This is a genomic window from Streptomyces sp. NPDC001027, assembly GCF_040299045.1.
Lineage (GTDB): Bacteria > Actinomycetota > Actinomycetes > Streptomycetales > Streptomycetaceae > Streptomyces.
In genome coordinates, this window is the sequence record NZ_JBEPBI010000019.1 from 15,763 (window position 1) to 36,210 (window position 20,448).

Annotated in this window: 20 protein-coding genes and 2 pseudogenes; 3 read left to right on the forward strand and 19 right to left on the reverse strand. The window is 68.4% G+C overall.

The features are described from left to right. Positions 1–34: 34 nt before the first annotated feature. The 5 genes from ABT300_RS08895 to ABT300_RS08915 form a co-directional block, all read right to left on the reverse strand. The gene (locus ABT300_RS08895; RefSeq protein WP_351673543.1) at positions 35–574 is read right to left on the reverse strand and encodes a hypothetical protein; all 540 of its coding nucleotides are present in this window, start codon (positions 572–574) and stop codon (positions 35–37) included. A 96-nt stretch (positions 575–670) separates the two neighbouring features. Continuing rightward, on the reverse strand, positions 671–1,420 hold the full coding sequence (locus ABT300_RS08900; RefSeq protein ID WP_351673545.1) for a hypothetical protein: 750 nt from the start codon (positions 1,418–1,420) through the stop codon (positions 671–673). A gap of 97 nt (positions 1,421–1,517) precedes the next feature. Next, entirely contained in the window at positions 1,518–1,898 is a 381-nt protein-coding gene (locus tag ABT300_RS08905) for a hypothetical protein (RefSeq protein WP_351673547.1), read from the reverse strand. Beyond that, positions 1,888–2,478 carry a hypothetical protein gene (locus ABT300_RS08910; protein WP_351673549.1) on the reverse strand — a complete coding sequence of 197 codons (591 nt, stop codon included), beginning with the start codon at positions 2,476–2,478 and terminating at the stop codon, positions 1,888–1,890. Before ABT300_RS08910 ends, ABT300_RS08905 begins: the two co-directional genes overlap by 11 nt. Positions 2,479–2,489: 11 nt before the next feature. After that, entirely contained in the window at positions 2,490–3,284 is a 795-nt protein-coding gene (locus ABT300_RS08915; protein WP_351673551.1) for a hypothetical protein, read from the reverse strand. Between the two features lie 35 nt (positions 3,285–3,319). Between ABT300_RS08915 and ABT300_RS08920 the strand changes: the two genes are divergently transcribed. Together ABT300_RS08920 and ABT300_RS08925 are read left to right on the forward strand one after the other, a co-directional pair. Beyond that, positions 3,320–3,601 (forward strand): hypothetical protein, encoded by a 282-nt coding sequence (locus ABT300_RS08920; protein WP_351673553.1) that lies wholly within the window; start codon positions 3,320–3,322, stop codon positions 3,599–3,601. Between the two features lie 18 nt (positions 3,602–3,619). Then, positions 3,620–4,021: a hypothetical protein gene (locus ABT300_RS08925; protein ID WP_351673555.1), complete on the forward strand. Its 402-nt coding sequence runs from the start codon at positions 3,620–3,622 to the stop codon at positions 4,019–4,021. Between the two features lie 2 nt (positions 4,022–4,023). Here ABT300_RS08925 and ABT300_RS08930 read toward each other — a convergent pair whose 3' ends face one another. From ABT300_RS08930 to ABT300_RS08950, 5 genes and pseudogenes are all read right to left on the reverse strand, one after another. Further along, complete coding sequence (locus ABT300_RS08930) at positions 4,024–4,704, reverse strand: hypothetical protein (protein WP_351673557.1); 681 nt, start codon at positions 4,702–4,704, stop codon at positions 4,024–4,026. A 26-nt stretch (positions 4,705–4,730) separates the two neighbouring features. Continuing rightward, positions 4,731–5,213 carry a hypothetical protein gene (locus tag ABT300_RS08935; protein WP_351673559.1) on the reverse strand — a complete coding sequence of 161 codons (483 nt, stop codon included), beginning with the start codon at positions 5,211–5,213 and terminating at the stop codon, positions 4,731–4,733. A 437-nt stretch (positions 5,214–5,650) separates the two neighbouring features. After that, a pseudogene (locus ABT300_RS08940) lies at positions 5,651–6,565 on the reverse strand (IS1380 family transposase); the annotation flags it as partial. Positions 6,566–6,602: 37 nt separating this feature from the next. Further along, complete coding sequence (locus ABT300_RS08945) at positions 6,603–7,784, reverse strand: ISAs1 family transposase (RefSeq protein WP_502977899.1); 1,182 nt, start codon at positions 7,782–7,784, stop codon at positions 6,603–6,605. A gap of 153 nt (positions 7,785–7,937) precedes the next feature. Continuing rightward, positions 7,938–8,411, reverse strand: a pseudogene (locus tag ABT300_RS08950) (transposase); the annotation flags it as partial. Between the two features lie 290 nt (positions 8,412–8,701). On the opposite strand from ABT300_RS08950, the gene ABT300_RS08955 reads away from it, so the two are divergent. Beyond that, positions 8,702–11,407 (forward strand): tyrosinase family protein, encoded by a 2,706-nt coding sequence (locus ABT300_RS08955; protein WP_351673563.1) that lies wholly within the window; start codon positions 8,702–8,704, stop codon positions 11,405–11,407. A 344-nt stretch (positions 11,408–11,751) separates the two neighbouring features. Here ABT300_RS08955 and ABT300_RS08960 read toward each other — a convergent pair whose 3' ends face one another. From ABT300_RS08960 to ABT300_RS09000, 9 genes are all read right to left on the reverse strand, one after another. Further along, positions 11,752–12,111, reverse strand: coding sequence for a hypothetical protein (locus ABT300_RS08960; RefSeq protein ID WP_351673565.1), 360 nt, complete (start codon positions 12,109–12,111; stop codon positions 11,752–11,754). A 554-nt stretch (positions 12,112–12,665) separates the two neighbouring features. Next, positions 12,666–13,982: a glycosyltransferase family 4 protein gene (locus ABT300_RS08965; RefSeq protein WP_351673614.1), complete on the reverse strand. Its 1,317-nt coding sequence runs from the start codon at positions 13,980–13,982 to the stop codon at positions 12,666–12,668. Between the two features lie 86 nt (positions 13,983–14,068). After that, positions 14,069–14,374 carry a hypothetical protein gene (locus ABT300_RS08970; RefSeq protein WP_351673567.1) on the reverse strand — a complete coding sequence of 102 codons (306 nt, stop codon included), beginning with the start codon at positions 14,372–14,374 and terminating at the stop codon, positions 14,069–14,071. Beyond that, the gene (locus ABT300_RS08975; protein ID WP_351673569.1) at positions 14,374–14,838 is read right to left on the reverse strand and encodes a hypothetical protein; all 465 of its coding nucleotides are present in this window, start codon (positions 14,836–14,838) and stop codon (positions 14,374–14,376) included. The genes ABT300_RS08970 and ABT300_RS08975 overlap by 1 nt, the downstream gene beginning before the upstream one ends. Before the next feature lie 91 nt (positions 14,839–14,929). Next, positions 14,930–15,400, reverse strand: coding sequence for a hypothetical protein (locus ABT300_RS08980; RefSeq protein ID WP_351673571.1), 471 nt, complete (start codon positions 15,398–15,400; stop codon positions 14,930–14,932). After that, the gene (locus ABT300_RS08985; RefSeq protein WP_351673572.1) at positions 15,397–16,182 is read right to left on the reverse strand and encodes a hypothetical protein; all 786 of its coding nucleotides are present in this window, start codon (positions 16,180–16,182) and stop codon (positions 15,397–15,399) included. The genes ABT300_RS08980 and ABT300_RS08985 overlap by 4 nt, the downstream gene beginning before the upstream one ends. Positions 16,183–16,581: 399 nt before the next feature. Continuing rightward, positions 16,582–16,941 carry a hypothetical protein gene (locus ABT300_RS08990; protein ID WP_351673574.1) on the reverse strand — a complete coding sequence of 120 codons (360 nt, stop codon included), beginning with the start codon at positions 16,939–16,941 and terminating at the stop codon, positions 16,582–16,584. Between the two features lie 284 nt (positions 16,942–17,225). After that, the gene (locus tag ABT300_RS08995) at positions 17,226–17,435 is read right to left on the reverse strand and encodes a hypothetical protein (protein WP_351673576.1); all 210 of its coding nucleotides are present in this window, start codon (positions 17,433–17,435) and stop codon (positions 17,226–17,228) included. An 8-nt stretch (positions 17,436–17,443) separates the two neighbouring features. Beyond that, positions 17,444–20,425, reverse strand: coding sequence for a hypothetical protein (locus ABT300_RS09000; protein ID WP_351673578.1), 2,982 nt, complete (start codon positions 20,423–20,425; stop codon positions 17,444–17,446). Positions 20,426–20,448 lie beyond the last annotated feature (23 nt).

The window sequence follows — 20,448 nt, forward strand, 5'->3', positions numbered from 1 at the left end:
TCCATGGCGACCTCGGCCGCGTTCAGGAGCCGCCTCAGCGGCCAGACGTGCGGGTCGACGCCTTCGAGGGCGAGACTCCCGTCCCACGCCTCCCAGCCTGCCGCGACGGAGTCGAGGATGCGGCAGACGACGTAGTAGGGCGGTTACCACCGCCGTACAGCTCGACCACCCATTCCAGGAGCTCCACGATGACTCGGGTGGGCAGGCGCAGCGCGTCGACGACGCGGGAGCCCTTGTGCTGGCCGGCGTACTTCTCGGCCTGGTCGAAGTCGGCGAACGTCTTCAGCGTCTCGCCGTCCTTGACGACGTTCAGGCGCAGGAAGAGGGCCGCGGAGTCCTCCAGCATCTGCCGGGCGAGGAACAGGCGCAGCGCTCGGACGGTGCGACGTACGTCCTCGGCGTCGGCGTCGGTGAGGTTGTCCATGTCGACGCCCTTGGCCTTCTGCGCTTCCCGCAGCTCGACATAGGCATCCATGAACTCGTCCCCGAACACCTCGGGTTGGAACTCCAGTTTCGTCGCGCCGATCTCGGCGACGTGCGGTGCAGTGTTCAGCGCAAAGCTGCGAGTGGCCACGGACCTGCCCTTGTCTCCCGCTCCTCGCCCGGCCCAAAACCAGCGGCGCATCCGGAAGCGTAGTCCAGGGGTGACGTTGGACCCATGGCTCATGCGCTAGGTCGTAGCCTGCTCCGCAATGGCAGCAACGAGCGTCAGGGTCTCCGCCAAGAGCAGAACAACCGCGCCACGGTAGTACCAAGCCCGCTTCACCACCTGACCCTCATTGCGGTCGCGAGCCCTCACCATCTCACGCGCCACCACTTCCCGTACTTCATTCTCGGTCCGATTTTTCTCCCAGAGTTCGATGATCACCTTCCCGGACGGCCCATATGCCCATCGCTTATAGGGCCAGAGAACGCGCATGACGCAGTATCCCATAACCGTGAGAATTCCAAGAAGCGCCCACGGCGCCCAGGTTGGCAGCAAATCCCCCTTTTCCGGATCGGTATTAATCATGCCAATACCAGCCGCGAAGGAAGTCACAAGAGCCGCGACGCTAAGAATCCCCGTCGCGCGCGTACGCAAACTTTCAAGCGTGGTGCTCTGACTGTTGAGTCGGGCGCTCAGAGCTTCATAGGCGAGCGTCAGAATCGGATCAGCTGCCGGGGGCTCCTTGCCCTCTCCGGATGGGCGAGTGTGCCCACTTTGCTCCCGCCGCGCTGGGAGTAGGACGTCGGCAATGCGACTCAGAAGCCCAGGGCTTTTTTCAGGGGGAGGAGGCGTCGGAAGCTCGCGTTTCCGGATGGCGGCGCCGGGCGCCAAACCCAGACCAAAAAAGGCATCGCCACGCACCCATTCACCCAGATCAGGCCGCGTCGAGAGCCGCCCGGCCCCGGAAACGTAGTTGGTCCCCTCGTCAACCATCACACGCTCCTCACAATTTGCCGGGCAGACCAATTCCGACACTAAGCAGGACCGTCACAAATGGCGACGAGGACTACTCCATATGCCGCGAGTACGATCAACGCCCGAGGCGCAACGCGCGGGCCATGAAGTCATTGGGCCTACTGCCGGGGTGTCGGACCAGTCTCGTGAAGACGACGCGCCCATCCACCTCGAATCGGAGCACGCCCTTGGGCCTCCTCGGGCGGATCAGGTGAGGCCTCGTGCCGTCGAGGACGCAGCGGACGGCCGGGTGGTCGCACACGATGACGCCCTCCAGGCCGCGGGGCCCCTCCTGCACCTTCCACGAGATGTACCGGCCCATGGACCCGGGCGCTTCCGCCTCCGCGATCCGGGCGACGCGCTCGGTGCGCGCACTCATCCGCCGGTAGGCGATGCCGCCCCGGGCCCGCAGGAGCCGGGCGATCCGGCCGGGCTCGATCCGCACCTCAACACTCACAGTCGACCTCCGGGCATTTGCAGCCCGGCAGCGAGATCGTGACGCGCTGCTCGACGCCGACGCAGCCGCCTTGCGGGCCGAGAGTCTGCTGGCGGCCGAGGATGTACGGCCGGCCGCGCCGCCGCCGTCCTCCGGTCGCGGCCAGACAGCACGTGATGGCGTTGAACACGGCGACCGCGTCGATGTGGGTGATGCGGGCCGCCGCTTCGAGGTCATCGCACGACGGCGGGCAGCCCTCTTCGGTCGGGCCCGGCGCACACCGCAGCACCGTCACCACCAGCTCGACAGCCGTCGACAGGGGCGGGATGCAGCCGCGTATGTTCTGCGGACTGGTGTCCTCGGCGGGGAAGTTCGTCGACCCGTACATGCGGCTCAGGTTCACGGTGAGCTGGCCGCCGACGTCGCCGGTGCACGGGTCGGAGCACTCGTCCCAGGCGGGCAGGCCCGGCACAAGGCAGCGGCGGCACGTCGGGCAGCCAGGGTAGTCCTCGACTTGTGTGGCCATGTCGTCGAGGGTGGCGCACACGCAGTTGAGGAGGTCTGAGGCGGCCTCGTGAATGGCGAGGGGCAGGAGCGGCACAGCGGTCCCTTCTACGGCCAGGTCTGGATGCGTGGGCGCTTGAGGTCCGGGCTGTAGACCCTGCTCGGCGACGTCTGCCGGTAGGGGTTGACGGCGTTCAGCCACATGTCGACCGCGGGGAGGCCGGTCCGCATCTCCGAGTAGATGAGCGTCGGGTCGGCGAACTCCAGCTCGACGCCCTGCCGCGACAGCCGGGACAGGTTCCGGTTCGTCGACACCTTGCAGCCGCAGCCGTCGGCGCAGTCCTTCACGAGGTGGCAGACCAGCGCACTGAACGCGTCGATCGCGGCCTCGTCGAGCGGCAGCCCGATCCGGTACGTGACGCAGAAGGTGTCTGGGGCGCCGCACGCGGCGGCCATGTCCTGGCAGTCGGGCCAGCACCCGCCGTCCGTGCGCACCAGGAGCCCGGAGGCGTCGACACGGTAGGCGTCCGCCGGGAGGGTCTCGCCGTCGACCTCGACGGCCAGGACGTCGTGCACCGGGCCCTCGAGGCGGACCTCGCACAGCTCACCGCACGAGCAGTCGGACTGGCAGCCGCACACGCTCGCGTTCCGCCAGGCCCCGTCCCGGCCCAGGTAGGGAATCCACGGGCCGGCCGTCTGCCAGCGCACGGTCAGCGGGTAGGCGTCCATGCACCGCTTACGGCACGGCCGCACCGTGTACGGGCACGACGGCCCCAGCCTGCGGCCGGACAACGCCCACAGGATGAACGTCGCGGCGGCGCGCTTGCGGTCGATGACGTCCTGGTCGACACCGTCCGGCAGCTTGCAGCAGCCGGGTTCGAACGGCCACGGATCACATATCATGTTCCCAAGCGCCACGTGTTCCCCAAGGAGGTTGTGTGCCCAGCGAGACGCCGTGCGTGGACTGCGGCGAGCTGTCGGATAAGCGGTCCGAGCGCTGCATGCCGTGTGAATACAAGCGCCGCCAGGAACGCACCTGTCAGGTCATCGAGGACAGTGTTCGATGCGCAGGCGCCCATAAGAGCAACAACATGTGCGGCAAGCACTACCAGCGCTTTCGGAAGCATGGATCGCCGTTGACCAACGTGCGTGACGCCCACAGGGCTTTCGTCCGGCGAGCCGCCTGGATGGACACCGACGAGTGCGTCATTCCGCCCTGATACAGCGGGGAGCGCTGCGTGGTGAGGGTCGACGGCGTCCGCCACACGGCAGCCCGCCAAGCATGGATCGAGCGCTACGGCGACCCTGGTGACCGGCTGGTCCTCCACAAGTGCAGCGGCGGGTCGGGCGACTTCGGCTGCATCAACGTCAGGCACCTGCGGCTGGGCAACGACGCCGACAACAACCGGGACCGGAACGAGGCCGGTCGGACCGTCCTCCCTTACGTACGTGGCGAAGCGCACGGGAACGCGAAACTGAATCGCGAAGCGGTGCGCGAGATACGCACACTCTCCTCGTCGGGCATGCCGCACCATGCGATCTCCGAGCGATACCCGGTGAGCCGTAGGACGATCACGAAGATCGTCGCCCGCAGGACGTGGGCATGGCTGGACGCCCCCGATGAGGAATCCGCCTCCTGACATCAGCGTGTCCTCCGCCCCTCGTACGGGCACGGGTCTGGGAACGCGCCGCGGATGTGCCGGCCGACCGCACCGTTGTGGAAGGAGTCGGGCATGGTCGACAGGAACGCCGAGGCGGCGTCGAACTGGGGGCCGCGTCGGGCGATCTTGACGTCCCGCATCTGGATGCCGGTGACGCCGTTGACGGCCCCGTACACGGTGCGCTTGTGGACGTCGTGGCCCTCACCGACGTCCAGGGCGTGCAGCATGCCGTCCTTACGGACGGGCAGCGGCACGTGCAGCTCGAACGACGTCGGCTCCTCATGCCCGAGGCCGACGAGAAAGGCGTGCGTCTCCCGCATCGCCGCCACGTACGCGCTGGAGCGGGTCCCGTACTGGGCGAACACCTCGCGGACCGGCCCGCGGTGGAACACGGGGAACGGCGCCTCCTGCGGGCGCATGACGAAGAAGTCGTCGTTGGCCCACAGGAACGGGTCGGACACCTCTGGGTGCTCGCATGCGGCGCGCATCGCCGTGGTGGTGTTGACGTAGGCGGGGGTGAGCCGCTGGTCGGTGGGGATGTGGCCGACACCGACCGCCCACCACGGCCGGAAGCCGACCACCCAGACGCGCCGGTGCGGAAGGTTCGCCACCCACGAGCGCAGCGCATACCGCAGCTGCTCGTTGTGGGACCCTTCCCTCACCGGAACGACGATGTCGGGCAACTCCATTACGAGGCGAGAGACATGGAGTCGCACGTCACCGGCGTGTAGTCACACGACGGCTCCGGCGGGGCGATCGTCGTGAGGAACGTGCGGCGGTGGCACGACGAGCTGAGCGGCGTGAGCATCGGCCCCGGCGTGCCGGCCGCGTCGAGCGGCTGCACGTCGTACGGGCCGACACCCCACGAGCCGCCGGCGCGGGTGGAGCCGGTGATCTGGAGCGTGACCGCCTCTGACCCGATCTCCAGGTCGCCGATGATCCCGTTGGTCACCCACGGCATCAACCAGTACAGCCACTGGCCCTGGGCGCCGTCCGCGCACTCCTCGCCGAGGACTTCCGCCCACAGCTCTACGGCGAACCCCGTGTTGCACTCGATGGAGCAGGTGTCGAAGCCGATCGGAGTGCCGTCGTAGCCGAGGTATACAGGGTTGCCGGTGAGGATCTCGATCATCTCCGGGGAGACGCTGAAGACGTTGAGCTCCAGGTCCAACCCGTTGAACGTCGGGCAGCCCCGCTTGAAGCCACAGACTTTCCCATTTGCCGCTTTGTACTGAATGTCGTCTCCGTCATCCGAATTCACATTCATGCTCAATGAGCTGAAACATTCGAAGACGAAGCCGTTGTCCTCGCCGCAGACGGGGTTACCGCACTGGTCGAGCCTGGTCAATCTGATCACATCGGCGTTTGCAATCAGTGGGCATGACATTGCCGGGACCTCCTGAACTACAGGAGCCCGGCCCAAAACCAGCGGCTACGGCAAGTCTAGCCTCGAAATTTCGTGACGGTCCCTCGGTGTGCTGGGCGGGCCGTTTCGGTTGTTCGGGCCGAGTGTGGGTGTGCTGATGGCCCGGCTGTCGCACCAGGTAGGCGCCGGGTTCCACGGTTCCGGTGATTGATCAGGCTCGTCGGGACGGTGGACGCTGCTGGTCAGCCGGGGTTCGGAAGGGCTGCGAGCTGTTGGATCGCGCTGGTGATCACGTCGGTCCAGGGCCAGTGGCAGGTGAACCTCAGGTGCCGGCGACGGGCGGTGGTGACGAGCTGGGCGGCGGCGGAGAACAGCCGCAGGCGGAGCTTCTTCGGCTCCCACCGCCTGGCCTGGCCGACGAGGGCGAGCATCGGTAGCCAGGCGAGCAGGTCCAGGGCGATCTGGACGATCTCCAGCCAGATCTGGTTCTGCGCGGCGTCATGCAAGGGCAGGTTGCGCAGGCCGGTGGCACGGGCGGCCCGAATACGGTCCTCGGCCCGTGCTCGCTGGCGGTGCCGCAGTTCGAGTGAGGCGATCGGGACGCCGGTGGTGTTGGTGGCGAAGCAGGTGAGCCGTAGGCCGTCGGCGTCGGTGAAGCGCAACTGGGCGCCAGGGTGGGGCCGTTCTTTGCGTACGATCAGGCGCATCCCCTTGGGCCAGCCCTCCAGTACGTCACCGTCGAGCTCGGCGACCCAGGCGCCGTCGCGAATCTCGCCGCCCGGTTCGATGGCGGGCGTCCAGGCGGAGGCCGGGGCCTTCAGCACAGCCTGGTGAATGGCGTCGGTGATGGTCATCCCGACCGAGCACGACAGCCACCGGCCGCGCTTGGCGAGCCAGGCGACAAACTCCTGCGTGCCGCCGCCGGAGTCGGTGCGGATCAGTGTGGACCGACCGCGCCGGTGACGCTTGGGGAGCTGGGCCAAGGCGAGTTGGGCGGCGGTGACGTGGTCGGCGGCGGTGTTGCTGCCTGCGTTCCCGGGCCGCAGCAGCGCGGCCACCGGCTCTCCAGTGCCGCCGCGGCCGTGGTCGACGAAGCCCATCAGCGGGTGGTGTCCGTAGGTTTTCTTCCAGGTCGCGGCGGCATCCTGCTTATAGGAGCAGGGTCTTTGAGAAGTGATCTTGTGTCCGGGTTCGTCATGCCAGCCCGAGGGCAGTGAGGGGCCGTAGGTGGTCACGGGCGGTGCGGCGGAGGGCGGCTGCGATGTTGGTGTGTCCGTCCTGGCGGTGGATACCGATGGCGAGGTTGCGCAGGCCGGCCATGACGCGGGGCAGGCGGCGGGTGCGGGTCTTCGAGGCGTCCTCGTGGAAGGTGCGGTCGCGGACGTGGTGGAGCTGGTTCTCGATGCGCCAGTGGCCACGGATCCAGGTGGCGAGTTCGCTGCCCGTGGCCGCGCCGGGTGGCAGGCTCGTGACCAGGTAGATCCGTTCGATCGTCAGCTTGGCCGTGCTCAGATCGCGTCTCCAGCGCACGACTTGGAGGGCCTGGCGGGCATGGGGGTAGTCGAGGTGGGCGAACGTGGCGGTCTTCAGACGGCGGATCTCGTCGCGGTGGTGGGCCCGTCCGCGTTCGTAGTGGTCCAGGCGGACGTCGCGCCAGGGCAGGCGCCGGACGCTCTCGTGGAGAGCGGGGTGGTTCCTTTTCACCACGGCGAGGTAGTGGGCTCCGCGTTTGTGCAGGTAGGTGGCGTGGTCGTGCTGGGTGTGCAGGGCGTCGGCGGTGATGACGGCGCCGGTCAGATCGATGCTGTCCAGGAGTGGAGCGAAGGCCGGGATCTCGTTGCTCTTCCCGTCGATCTGTCGTTGGGCGAGGACCTGGCCGCTGTGCGTCATCGCTGCGATCAGGGCGACGGCCGGCTGTTTCGCGGTGCGGGAACCGCGGAGAGTCTTGCCGTCGACGGCGATGATCTTCCGTCCCGAGGCTGGGGCCTTGCGTTCCTGGAGGAAGTGTCCGATGGCGCGGTCCAGTGCGTCACCGTCCGCGGCGGCCAGGACGAGGCGGATGGTCGTGGCATGGGGCGGGCGGATCAGGCCGGTCAGCGGATCGGGCCGGAACCCGAGCAGGGCCAGGACGCGCTGCGGGGCGTCGGCGACCCACTCGCCGATCGCTGTGATCGAGGCAGCGCCGGCCAGAACGGCGGCGGCCGCAGCGGTGAGCAGGGCCGTCCATGGGTGACGGATACCTCGACGGGCCCGTGGGTCAGGCACCGTGGCTAGATAATTCCGCAGGTCAGCGACCGTTCTCAGCGGGGCAGGCCCGGAGGCGTCCCCCAGTTGCTGGAGACATGACGGCATGCGGGAGGATGGGTGCGCAGGCATGGACTCGCTCGGTGGTCATACGGACTCGACACCCACATGATCACCAGCATCCATGCCTGTTCTGCGTCCAGGGTCGCTGCCGACAGAAGCTGACAAGACGTCACATCCGGTGCTCAGCAGGCGAACCGCCCACCTCAAGACTTCTCAAGGGCCCTGCTTATAGGAGTGGGCCAGTACCAGCACCCCGTCCAAGTCCACGATCACCTGACCTGCTGCGTCCGGCGACGAGGTCCCGGCCAATTGCCAGACCTGCTCGCGTACTTCGGCCCGAGCGGACCGGATCGCAGTCAGAGCTTTCGGACCGGCTGTGGCAAGGGTGTCGATGAGCCGGGAGACGGTCGGGTCAGAGGCCACCGGCCCGAACACCGCCGGCTCGGCCCGCAGTATCCCGGCATCGGCCAGGCAGTCCCCGCCGAACGCGACCGCGAGCGCCACATCCAGCAGGATCTTGCCCGGATCGTGCACCGCCCGAGTGCGCCGCCACGGAGCGAGCGCCTTCGATATCGCGGTGTCCAGACCAGTCTTGCGAATGGTCTCGACCAGCAGTATGCCCCCGGCCTGGGAGACCACCCCGTGGCCGCCGCCTTCGACGCGGACACGCGGGTAGGACCCGATGCGCTTCTTCACCTGGAAAGTGCCTCCGGCTGGAGCAGGAACAGGGACCTCGACAATCCTCATTCTTGGGCTCAGCTCGCTTGAACGATCTGCAACGGTGCACCGCTCACTGCTTGGGTGACGCCATACGAGCGTTCTCTGCTCACCCGGCCGTGGAAGCCTCAGCCACAGCAGTCTCGAATGGCGACGCTCATGGAGGGGACGTATACCTGGTGAGTAGCTGGCCCGCTTGCGGTGCGCCTCCGCGGTAGGGATGTGTGCCTCTTTAGATCGGACTCGGGTGATCCAATTCCTCAGTCCGCGTGAAGGAGCTGCTTCTCATGGCACTTGGGGATGGTATTCGCCGCGACGTCGCGAAGGTGAGTCAGGCGGAACGAGACCGACTGATCGTGGCGATCTTGCAATTGAATACGGCGAAGTTCTACGGTGACGGTGTTTCGTACTGGGATAAGCAGGAGGATATCCATAAAAACGCGCATCTTGCTGGAGTGGATGTGCATGTGGGGCCGGGTTTCGTGCCATGGCACCGGGAGTTGGTCAACCGGTTTGAGGCACTGATCCGCGAGGTGGATCCGGATCTTTCGCTGCACTATTGGGACTGGTCCGTCGACCCGCGCAGCACCGCTGGCGGCCGGGCGAATCTGTTCACCAGTTCATTCATGGGTTCAGATCAGGGCGACGCCGGACCACCCCTGGCCAACTTCGAATCCACCGAGGGAGGCGGCCACACCCATATCTGGCGGCAAGTGAACGGCGGCAGCTCGTCACTTGGTACACCGACAACTGTCAGTGACAACGACATCGCCACCGCCCCCACTTGGAGAATCTTCAACGATCGTATCCAGCAGGCTCATTCCGACGCGCACGGATACATCGGCGGCACACTTCCTCAGAAGCATTTCTCCTTCCACGACCCGTTCGTGTTCCTGCTGCACTCCAACGTGGACCGGCTCTTCGCGATGTGGCAGACGCAGACAGGGCATCCGGACCGGCTCAATCCGGCGGCTGTCTACCAGGACGACACCGGCGACCCCGGCCTCAACGGCCCGGTCGAGCCGTGGGCCGGCAACGCGGCAAACCCGAGCCTTCAACTGAGGCCGTGGGCACCGCCGGAGAACCAGCAGGTGGTCAAGACCTACAAGGATCCATCGATCGTCGCCCCACCGTGCTACGACACCGTGCCCCAGATGAGGTTCCTGCAGCTCATGAACGCGGGGAACGAGATCGTATTCAACGACGTACCCACCGGTGAGACCACCGCGCGAGCCGCGGTCTTTCGGCTGTTCGCCTGTGGTCCGGCGACTCTGCGCGTTACATCTTCGCCCGGCAACCCGTACACAGTGCTCACACCGACACGTACCGTGCCGCACTCGCTGGTGCCCTACACCGAGGTCCGGTTGTGGTTCGGCATGCAAGGCCAGTCCGCAAACACGGTCGCGCCGAACGACAGCGTCACTATCCACTGCGATGAGAACGGCCAGGATTTCACGTTCACCTTGAAGGGCAACTCGATCGCCCGTCCCACCGTCGGGGTGATGCTGGCGCTGGACCAGTCGGGCAGCATGGACCAACCAGCCGGTACCGGCAGCGCCACCCGGGTGCAGGTACTACGCGAGGCCGCCGGGCGCTTCGCCCAGCTCATCCAGGAGGACAACGGCATCGGCCTGATCCGGTTCGACACCGACGCCTACCCCGTCAACGATCCTGCATTCCCCGGCCTGCCGATTACCCGGATCGGCCCCGGCGGTGACTTCGACCCGGCGCGGGTCCAGGCGCTGGCCTCGATCGGCGGTCACGCCACCAACATCAATGGCGAGACCTCCATTGGCGACGGGGTCATGATGGCCCGCAACGTCCTCAACGCCGTACCGGCGGCCGACTACCAGGACAAAGCACTCATCGTCTTTACCGACGGACTGGAGAACCAGCCAGCGTCCATCGACAGCGTTGCGGGTTCCATCGACCAGCGCACCTTCGCGATCGGACTGGGCAGCGAAACCCAGGTCAGCACCGCAGCCCTGCGAATGCTCGCCCACAATACCGGCGGCTACATGCTGCTCACCGGCCAACTCACGCCTGGTACCGACGACTACTTCCGCCTCAGTAAATTCTTCCTGCAAATCCTCGCCAAGGTCACCAACACCGCCATCGTCACCGACCCCAGTGGATACCTCGCGCCGGGCGTTGAGCTCCGCATCCCGTTCACCCTGACCGAGTCCGATATCGACGCCACCGTCGTCATGCTCGACGACTTGCCCGTCGTCGACTTCGCGCTGGAAACCCCGGACGGCGCCACCATCGACGTCAATTCCGCTACTTCGTTCGGAGTGCAGGCTGGCGAGGGAATGCAGATGCGCTACTACCGGTACACACTGCCGGTGGCTATCGGTGACGGTGCCCACGCCGGCACCTGGAACGCCGTACTCACGATCAACGAAGGCCAATGGGAGGACGCGCTCGGCAGCCTCGAAGACAGAGAGGCCCGCGCCCGGGCCAGCGCGCTCGGCGCGCGGTACTCCTTGAGCGCCTATGCCTGGTCGAACCTGCGCATGCAAGCGACCCTTAACCAGTCCAGCATCGAACCAGGTAGCTCGGCGCAGGTGAGTGCGGTCCTGACTGAATACGGGCTTCCCGTTGACCACAGGGCAGCTGTACAGGCCGAGGTCACCGGACCGGCAGGGACGACCACCACCGTCCTGGCCGAGACCGGTCCGGGCCTGTTCGAGGCCGACGTTCCCACCCCTCTCCCCGGCACCTATCACGTGCGCGTCGTCGCCGATGGACTGACCATCCGCGGCACGCCGTTCACCCGCGAGCAGTCACTGACCGCCATTGCACTGCCCGGCGGAGACCGGCCGCCCGCCGGTCCGGGAGGCGGCGACCACCGCCTCTGCGGTCTGCTCGAGTGCCTGGCCGAGGCCAGCGCCGGATTCCTCGAGAGCAACGGTATCGACCCCGAAGCCGTACACCGCTGCCTGCGGGAATACTGCGGACGCCGCGCCGACTGACGCCGTGTGTGCTGGGTCCATAGGCAGCACGGTCGCGCTGCCTAGACCGAATGGTCTCGACCAGCAGTACGCCCCGGCCTGGGAAACCACCCCGTGGCCGCCGCCCTCGACGCGGACGCGCGGGTAGGACCCGATGCGCTTCTTCACCTGGAAAGTGCCTCCGGCTGGAGCACGAACAGGGACCTCGACAATCCTCATTCTTGCTGGTCAGAGCTGGTCAGAGGCACTTTTCTGCTTGCTTGCTCAGCTGCCGGACGGCAGCCCTCGTGAAAGCGCGAGGCTAGCCAGAGGCCACCACGCGGAGGCGAGCCGCGCCCGGCCGGTACCGGGCGCGGCAAAGGGCGTCAGTCGGCGAGCCATCCCCAGCTCTTGTGATTCGCCACCTGACTGATGGTGACCGGCGACACCCCGAACTCCTCGGCGAGCTGCCTGCCATTGCCGCCGCGGCGCCCGCGCCCGGGGAGGTAGCGGCGACGGATCTCGCGCACGTCCTGCTCCGTGAGCTTGTGCAACCCATGCGTCTCTCCGCGCGCCTGCCTCTCCGCCTCCAGCTTGTCCCGCATGTTCTCGGCGTGCGTCCCAAGGCGCAGGTGGCGGATGTTGATGCAGCCGTGCTCGCCGGATCCTCCGTTGCAGCTGTGCAGCACGTGCGACTCACCTGGGTCGCCGTTCGCCAGGGACCAGACCGCTCGGGCCACAGCCATGTCACTGCCGTCTACGCGTACCTGTCGGCGCGCGTCCGCGCCCGTGGCAATGATGCATTCATCTGTGGTCGAGGATGCGGCAGCGAGCAGCTCCGCCCTTATCTCCTCAGGAGACCGGAACAACACCACGTGCGGGCTGCCGTGGTCGCGGACCCGCTCATAGTGCCGTTGACACTTCCCCTTGCCGAAGTAGGAGGCTGTGCACTTCTTGCCGTCGCGCTCAACAATGGTGCACTGCCCGTCTGCTGGTGCGGCGTTCCGGCGCCTACGGCCGACGGGGTCCCTGCCAGGGTTGTTGCGCATCCAGCCGTAGCAGGCTTCGCATATGCCGTTGATCAAACGGCCCTCGTTGGGGCAGTCGAGAACGGCGCACCTACCATGAGGCACGTCGATTCCTCTCACACAGGATCGTCCACGACCCCCGGACTGTTGGCGCGGTCGCGGGGGTCAACTTTCATTCATTATCCCATAGTTGCCCTTCGGACGCATGCGTCGTCGCAGGTCAGAGGCGGTGTGAGCGGTGGGCGGGGACGTGTAGCTTCCGGTCACTCCCATCAGACACCCGCCACTTCTTGCACAGCTTGCGCCCACTGCTTCAACTCGACATCCATCTGGTCGGCAAGGAACGCGCTGCGCGCCAGCGCCGCCCTGGTGGCCTCGGCGCGCCGATCGCCTTCCGCGTACAGCTCTCTGATCGCCGCCACCCACGAGCGGACGTCTGCCCGGTCGATGAACGTGGCACCGTCCCCAAGGGCCTCGCGCAGGCCCGGGGTGGGGTGCGCGATGACGGGGATACCTGACGCGAGGGCCTCCACCGCGGCCATGCCGTACGACTCGTACACGCTGGGCACCAGCAACACCCGTGTCCGCGTCCACACGTCGGCGCGCATGTCCGAGGTCTGCCGGATCACGCGCATGTTCGGCGCGAGCGGTGCTGTGACCTGGATGCCGTGCGCTCCGGTCACACCGAGGAACGGCAGCCCGGGCAACGTGCGGGCAGCCGCCCGCCACGTGTAGACGCCCTTGTCGGACGAGAGGTTGACGAGCGTCACCTGATCCCCTCCCCCATCCGACCGGTGCTCGTCGGGGACGACAGGCGGGTGCACGATCAGGGACGGAGTCCGGTCGACTTCGAGATAGCGGAGGGCCAGCGATGCCCTCACCCACTCCGTGTTGTAGACGATCATGTGCGGGCCGGCCTGCATCGAGCGGGCCGAGTAGTCGTGGTCCGAGTGCATCAGCAGCACCGACCGCGCCCCGATCTCCCGCGCCAGGCCGGTCGCGCGCGCCGCATAGTTGTGGTGGGTCACCATCACCTGCGGTCGCACCGACCGGAACAGCAGCTCGGCCGCGCGCGGCCCGAGGTGCAGGTAAGGGACGCCGTCCACCTCCCACGACGGCGGCGCTTCCGGCATCGACGAGCACACGACGAGCACGCCCATACCCGCATCGCGCAGGCCGCACATCATCGTCTGAAGCATCGTCTCCGAGCCCGCCCGCCGGTAGGGGACCCCGTAGTGGATCCACGCCACCACCTTGATCGGCTCCCCCGCAAGCGGGTCGTCCGGCACCGTGACGCGGGCCTGCGCCTGCTGGTGTGCAGGCAGCGGCCGGATACACGCCTCCTCGAGCTCACCGAAGTCCGCATCGGTGTGCGGCAGCACGAGCAGCGGCACGCGCCGCAGATTCGGCATGAGCCGCTCGGCCTGCCGGTCGCCGGCCACCGTCACAACCACATCGGGGCGGGCTGCCTGCTTGGCCCGCCACCAGTAGCCGAGCGGCCACACCCGCACTCCGTCCACCTCGCGCGGGTTGTCCCGCCGACGGACGGTGGCGACGAGATGCACCTCATGCCCGGCCGCCGCCATCATGCGCAAGCACGCGGGGGGTTCGTGCTCCGGTAGGAGGACAAGGAGCCGCATTCAGGAGACCTCGTTTCTGGCACCGGCAGGAGTGTTCACGGGGCCGTCGCCGTCGCGTGAACGGTGACCCCAGGGGCGTTCGCGCCAGCCGCCAGAACACCGATGCCGAGGAGCGTCACGCCGGTGGCAGCGAGGACGTGCACGGTGGTCTGCGCGGCCGTGTTGGACGCGATGCGGGCCGAGCGGAACCCGGCCCCGGTTTCGACCGCCAGGGCGACGACGGGCGGCCCTGCGAAGGCACCTGCGGGCCAGTTGAAGGTGGCTATGCCGTTGCCGTCCGTCACCGCCTTCGCGCGCTCCACCTGCCGCCCTGGCGGGTCGTAGTCGCCGTCTGTGCTCATCAGATCTCGCGGGTGCTCGTCACGAGGAAATTGGAGCCGGCCACGCCCGTGAACACGAACGCGTCCTGGAGGCTCTCGCCGACCTTGCCGCCCCGGTCCACACCCCACGTGAGCGAGGTGCCCGGGTCCAGCGTTGCGGCCGTGCCGCCGCCGATGGCGAGCGTCGGGTTACCGGCGTAGACGACGACGGTGACCGACCGGGCGCCGACCGGGATCGTCACGTTCCCGGCGCCGGCCTGCCGCTGGATCGTGGAGTCGATGACCGGGTTGGCCGTGGCGACGTCGCAGCGCCGGACGGTGCCCGTCGAAACGTAGGCGGTCGTGCCGTCGAGGGTGGTGTCGACGAGGACGGGCGCGCCGTTGTCGGTGGTGTACCGACGCAGGAAGCTGCCGTTGTCGTCGCAGAGGATCTCGTACTCGGCATCGGGGCGGGTGCCCGCGACGGATCCGCTCGTACCGGCCATGATCGGACCTCCAGGAGGGGTGAGGGGCTGGGCCACGCTCGTGGCGCAGCGTCGTGCGGATGGTGGGCGACGGGCAAGGTTCCGTGGGAGGTCAGGCAACCCGCTGGTAGCGAAGGGTGGTGCGCTGGAGCGTGTCGGAACCGATCCCGGCCACCTCGGTCGTGCCGGCAATATCGATCCGCGCGGCTTCCACCCGGACCGTAACCGGCTTCGTGGCCTTGTACTCGACGCTGATGGCAGCGGAGCCGTTCCACTGCAAAGCCGTAGCGGCGCCCTGGGCGTACTCGGCGATCTGCACGACGATCGCCTCACTGTTGGGCACGCTGGCACCTGCGGTGACGTCCCACAGTCGGGCGACGATGACCGCGTTCTCCCCCGTGGACATGTTGCCGATGTTGCCCCGGACGATCGCGTCCAGGTGGTACGTGCCGGGCGTGGAGAGTGCGAGCGACAGACCGAGGTCGACGAACGCGCCGGAGGCGGCCGCCGCAAGGTTGACGCCCGCCGGCATCGCGGCGAAACCGTTGCCGCGGGTGTCGAGACTGGCTGCTGTTCCGGTCATGCCGGGGTGTCTCCTTCTTCCGGGGCGACCCAGTGGGCCGTGATGGACGTACGGCCGTCACCGTTGCTGACCACCGCGGCGGTTCCACTCGTTCCGAGGCGGTACGCGCCGAGCTGCACCGCGTCTCCGGCCGCGAACGTGTGGATAAACTGCCGCGAGCCCGTCGCCTGAATCTGTTTGCCCTGATCCCCTGCGGCTTCGTTGTGGTAGATCACGATGGCTTCCGTTCCTGGAACGAGAGCACCGTTCTTGTACATGCCGGCGGTGACGCCCGTGTCGGTGTTCGCCGCGCCTGGCGCCGGGAGGAGGGAAACGCCGCGCACCTGGTAGGCGACCTCCCACACACCAGCGCGCGGGATGGTCAGCGCGGGTACTTCGGTGACGACCTCCCACGCCCGGTTCGCCCCGGTGAGCGATCGGAGGAAGTCGAGGGTGCCGGACTGCACCCAGGCCCCGTCGACCCGGTTGAGGCTTGCGGCGGTTCCCGTCATCAGTCGGCCACCTTCTGCCACATGATCGCCTGCTGGGGGATGCCGCCGGTCAGGTAGTGCTGGAGGTTGGCATTGGCCAGCGCCCGACCCGTCGCCGGTGCCCCGCAGTCCTCGGATCTCGTACGTCGTCGGTGCCGTGATGGTGACGAACCCTTCGCACACCGCGTTTCCGCCGATGCTCTTGAGGCCGGTTTCCGGGTTCACCGTGCCGGGCTCGTCGTGGAGGAGCACCCACCGCGGGCTGCCGGGCACGAACGCGTTCGTCGTGGTGTTGAACCACAGGGCTGACATGGACGCGATGTGCCGGCCGTTGAAGTTCCAGGTCGCCAGGCCGAAGACGTGGGCGGTAAGCCGGTAGACGCCCGGCTCGGGAAGCAAGACCTGACCTGTTCGGCAAGACCACTTGCTGACCCTGAGCCGACGTCCGTAGGTCCGCCATACCACCGTTACGCAACCCGAACAGGGGCGTGAGCCGCGCTCCGACCGTCCAGTTCTCCGGGCACGCCTCGGCGGCCGGTGGCGTCACGTCCACGTCGACGGACCGCGCAGTGCCGACCGCGGTTCCGGGAGCGATGCCCGTGACCTCTGTACGCGGCACGAGCAGGCCGCCTGCGGATTCCGTCAGGGCGTTGCACGCCGCCGGATCCAATTTCGGGTCGATGCGGTACGTACGACCGCAGGCCCCCGCCATCAGTCGGCCACCTTCTTGAAGCGGAAGTTCGTGGCCCAGACGACCTTCTGAAAGGTGGTTCCGACGTCCGTACGCCAGGAACCCTCAACCCGAATCGTGGTCGGACCAGCCACCTGGTACAGCGCAGCCGCCGACGCGTTGGCCTGGATTCCGGTTGTGGCCGTGGCGCCCTGGTCGGTGAACAGGATGATGCGCCGCGCACTCAGCGGGATCGCGGCCCCGGCGGTGACGTCGAAGACCTGGGCGTCAATGATCGCGTTGCCGACGCCGGCCGCCCATCCGATAGACCCCTGAACGTCCGCGATCACCTCATAGACACCGGCCTCCGGAAGGACGAGCTGCGCCCCGGTGACGGGCACCCACGTACTGGCGGGAGCGGCGTCAAGGGCCACGGCCCCGGATGTCTGCCCGGAGACGGGCGTCAGCCGAGCGCCGACCGTCCACGTCTCCGGGCAGGCTCCCACCGCGGGGGCTGCTACGTCCACGTCGACGGACCGCGCGGTGCCGACTGCGGTTCCGGGAGCGACGCCGGACAGTTCGGTGCGAGGCACCAGCATTCCGGCCGCCCCCTGCTCGAGGGCGTTGCAGGCGGCCGGGTCGAGGCGCGGCTGGACGCGGACGCTGCCGCAGCAGTTACCCGCCATCACTCACCGCCTGTGGGAGCCGGGAGCGGGGCTGCGGTGGGATCGGGCAGGCTCGCCAGGTAGGCGGCCTCGTCGACCTCCTCATAGCCCAGCTCGGCGTACGGAGAGGCGTCTCGCAGGTTGTAGACGACCTGAACGCCTTCGCCCTCCTTCGTGAAGTAGCGCGGGTTCGGGGCCGGAGCCTTGTCGGTGCCGGTGGGCGTGGTCACGGAGCGCCTCACTTCCAGGTCCAGTTGAGGAGATAGGTGGTGGTGGCGGTGGCCCCGGCGAAGGCGGCGGCCACCAGCGCCGTGTCGCTGTCCTGCGCGACGGACCACGTCATGGTCATCCCGGCCGGGATCGTCACGTTCGTGCCGTCGCTCATCGTGGCGAGGATGCTGCCGCTCAGGACGGTCAGGGTGACGCTCTGGAGGCCGGGGAACGCTGCGGCGATGTCCTGCGCCGCGGTGCCGGTGACGTTGCGGACGCCCGTGCTCAGCGGCCCCGGCAGGACGTCAGCGGCGGTGCACTCGACGGGCGCGACCGGGGTGTACGGCTGTGTCAGGTCGCCGTCGAGGAACGCGCCGAGCAGCTCGGGCGCGGCGCCGCCGCACGGGTCGACGGCCCACAGCTCCGTGTACGTGACGTCACCGATGCCGTCGCCGTCGGTGTCGTCGCAGCCGCACCGCTCGATGACCGTCTTCGCGCACGTCTCCGTGCTCCCCGGGCAGGGGACGAGCGTCGAGCCGTCCGGCAGGGCGTCTTGCCGGACGCCCGCCTCGTCGAGGTAGTACAGCGAGCCGTCGGTGCAGACGACCTGCGTCCACTGGAGGTAGGCGGACGCGTCGACGTCGTACTCGGCGATGACGTGCAGGAGGATCCCGGCCGCGCCCGTCGGGAAAACGGTCTCCTGGACGTGAACGATGATCTCGTTGACGCCTGCCTGCGCGCCGGGTACGGCGGTCGGGGCGAGGGTGTAGGGCGGCTGGGTGTGGTTGCGGTTGACGGGCTGCCAGGCCCCGCCGTTCAGCCGCCACTCGACGGCGAGCTGGTCCGCGTTGAGCGCGGTCGCTGAGATCCGGATGGTGGCCGGGGCGGCGAACGACGGCAGTTGGAACGATGCCCGCCCGTACCAGTTGGGCGTGCCTGCGGTGATGGCCGGGCCCTCGCCCGGCTGGCCGGTGTTCGCGAGCTGGCTGTCCGGGTGCGGCGCGATCCAGTGCGCCGTGCCCTCCGCGGTGCCCGGGTCGACGGTGGTCCAGCCGGGGAAGACGCCGACTCGGTAGGTCGGGAACCAGGGGCCGGCGAGGCTCTGCCCCCATGTCCAGTCGGCATCGACTCCGCTGGTGGCCCCGCCCGGGTTGCTCAGGAATTCCACCCGCCCGGAGGGGCGGACGCAGATCGGGGTCAGCTCGCACGCGGAGGGCTGGCACTGGCCGACCGTGCCCGTCGGCGTGTAGTCGGTCTGCCCATCCAGCGCGGTGTCTCGGTGCTCGGTCAGGGCACCGGTCGCGGCGTCGTAGACGTAGTGCCGCAGGAACTCGGTCACGGTGCCGTCGGCGGCGGTGTCGCACAGCAGCAGAGGTTCGACGTCGCTCTGGGCGGACTCCTCCGACGGCTGGCACACCCCAGGCGTACCGGCCACCGTGTAGGCGGTGGTGCCGTCGAGGAGGGTGTCCGTGATGGTGGCGGTGCCGTCGCAGGAGCGGCAGATGTGCCGCAGGAACGGGCCGGCGGGAACCGCGGATACGGCGCCGGCCCAGTAGGTGAAGAACGTGCCGCACGCCGCGACGCGGCTGTTCGGTGCCGGTGCCGTGGTGACGGAGGTGACCGCGCTGGTGGTGCGGAACCGGGCGCTGCCCGCTACCTGCGGGTCGGTCACGTACGAGCACGGGTCGGCCGGCACGCCGTCCGCAGTGCGGGTCAGCACACCGGTTGCCGCGTTGTAGGCGTATCCGTCCGGCAGGTCGACGACTTCCAGCCCGGCGGGGAGCTGCGCCCAACTGATGCCCGGAGACGTCGGGTAGTAGCGGACGTACACGGAGAACTCGACGATCGACGGCCGGTTGAACGTCCACCGGGTCGCCGCGGTGACGGCGTGGGGGAACGAGTGCAGCCCCCACCACGAGCCGTCAGCGTTGCTCAGGTTCGGGACCATCGGCGAGGCGTTCCCGCCGTCCACCGACGTCCACCCGACGCCGTTGGCCAGGGTTCCGGAGGCGGCGCTTCCGGTGATCCTGAGCGGCGCGGCGGTGGGCACGTCGCACAGCACCAGCGTTTCGCAGTCGGTGCACGCCTGCGGCTCGCACATGGCCACGGTGCCCTGGACGGTGTAGGCGGCCCCGTCGAGGGTGTAGTCGCTGTGCCCGACGATGGCGCCCGTCTCGTCGCGCCGGTAGTCCCTCAGGAACGGCGTCACGGTGCCGTCGGCGGCCGTGTCGCACAGCTGGACGGCATCCTGTTCGGGCTGCTCGGTCCCTGCCGGACAGACGGTGACGGTGCCGGTCGGGGTGTAGGTCGCGCCGGTCGTCGCGTCGACCAGGCGGACGCTGTCGATCGTGCCGTCCGCCGCGTACGAGTACTCGACGAGGACCAGGCCGACGACGTCGCCCGCCGCGTCGACGTCGCAGAACGTGCCGGACACCTGGACGCTCTGGGAGTCGCCGCACGCGCCGGTCCCGGTCGGCGGGGCGCCCGCGCTGTACGCGCCCGTCGTGAGGTTGATCCACCCCTCGGACACGATCACGCCGTCGCAGTCCCGCTGCACGGTCACCGCAATCGGGGTGCCGTCCGCGAGGCACAGGCCGACCGTCGCGACCGGGGTGGTGGGCGACGCGCAATCCGTCGCCGGCGGGCAGTCGACGGGCGTGACCGGCGTGTAGGGCTGGGAGAGGTCGCCGTCGCGGTAGGCGCCGATCAGCTCCGGGTCGCCGCCGTTGCAGGGGTCGACGGCCCACAGCTCGACGTAGGTGATCTCTCCGGTTCCGTCGCCGTCGGCGTCGTCGCACCTGGTCGTCTGCACGACCTGGCGGGCGCAGCCGTCAGCGGCGCACGGGCCGAGCGTGCCGGTCGGCGTGTACGTGGCGCCGGTGGCCGGGTCGACGGTGCGCGTCGCCACGCGCTGACCGGTGGCCGTGTCGTAGACCGGCTCGACGAGGGCGACGCCGGCCACGGTGCCGTCCACGAGGACGTCGCACAGCAGGACGGTCTCGACGTCCACTCGGGCCTGTGTCTGGGCCCCGT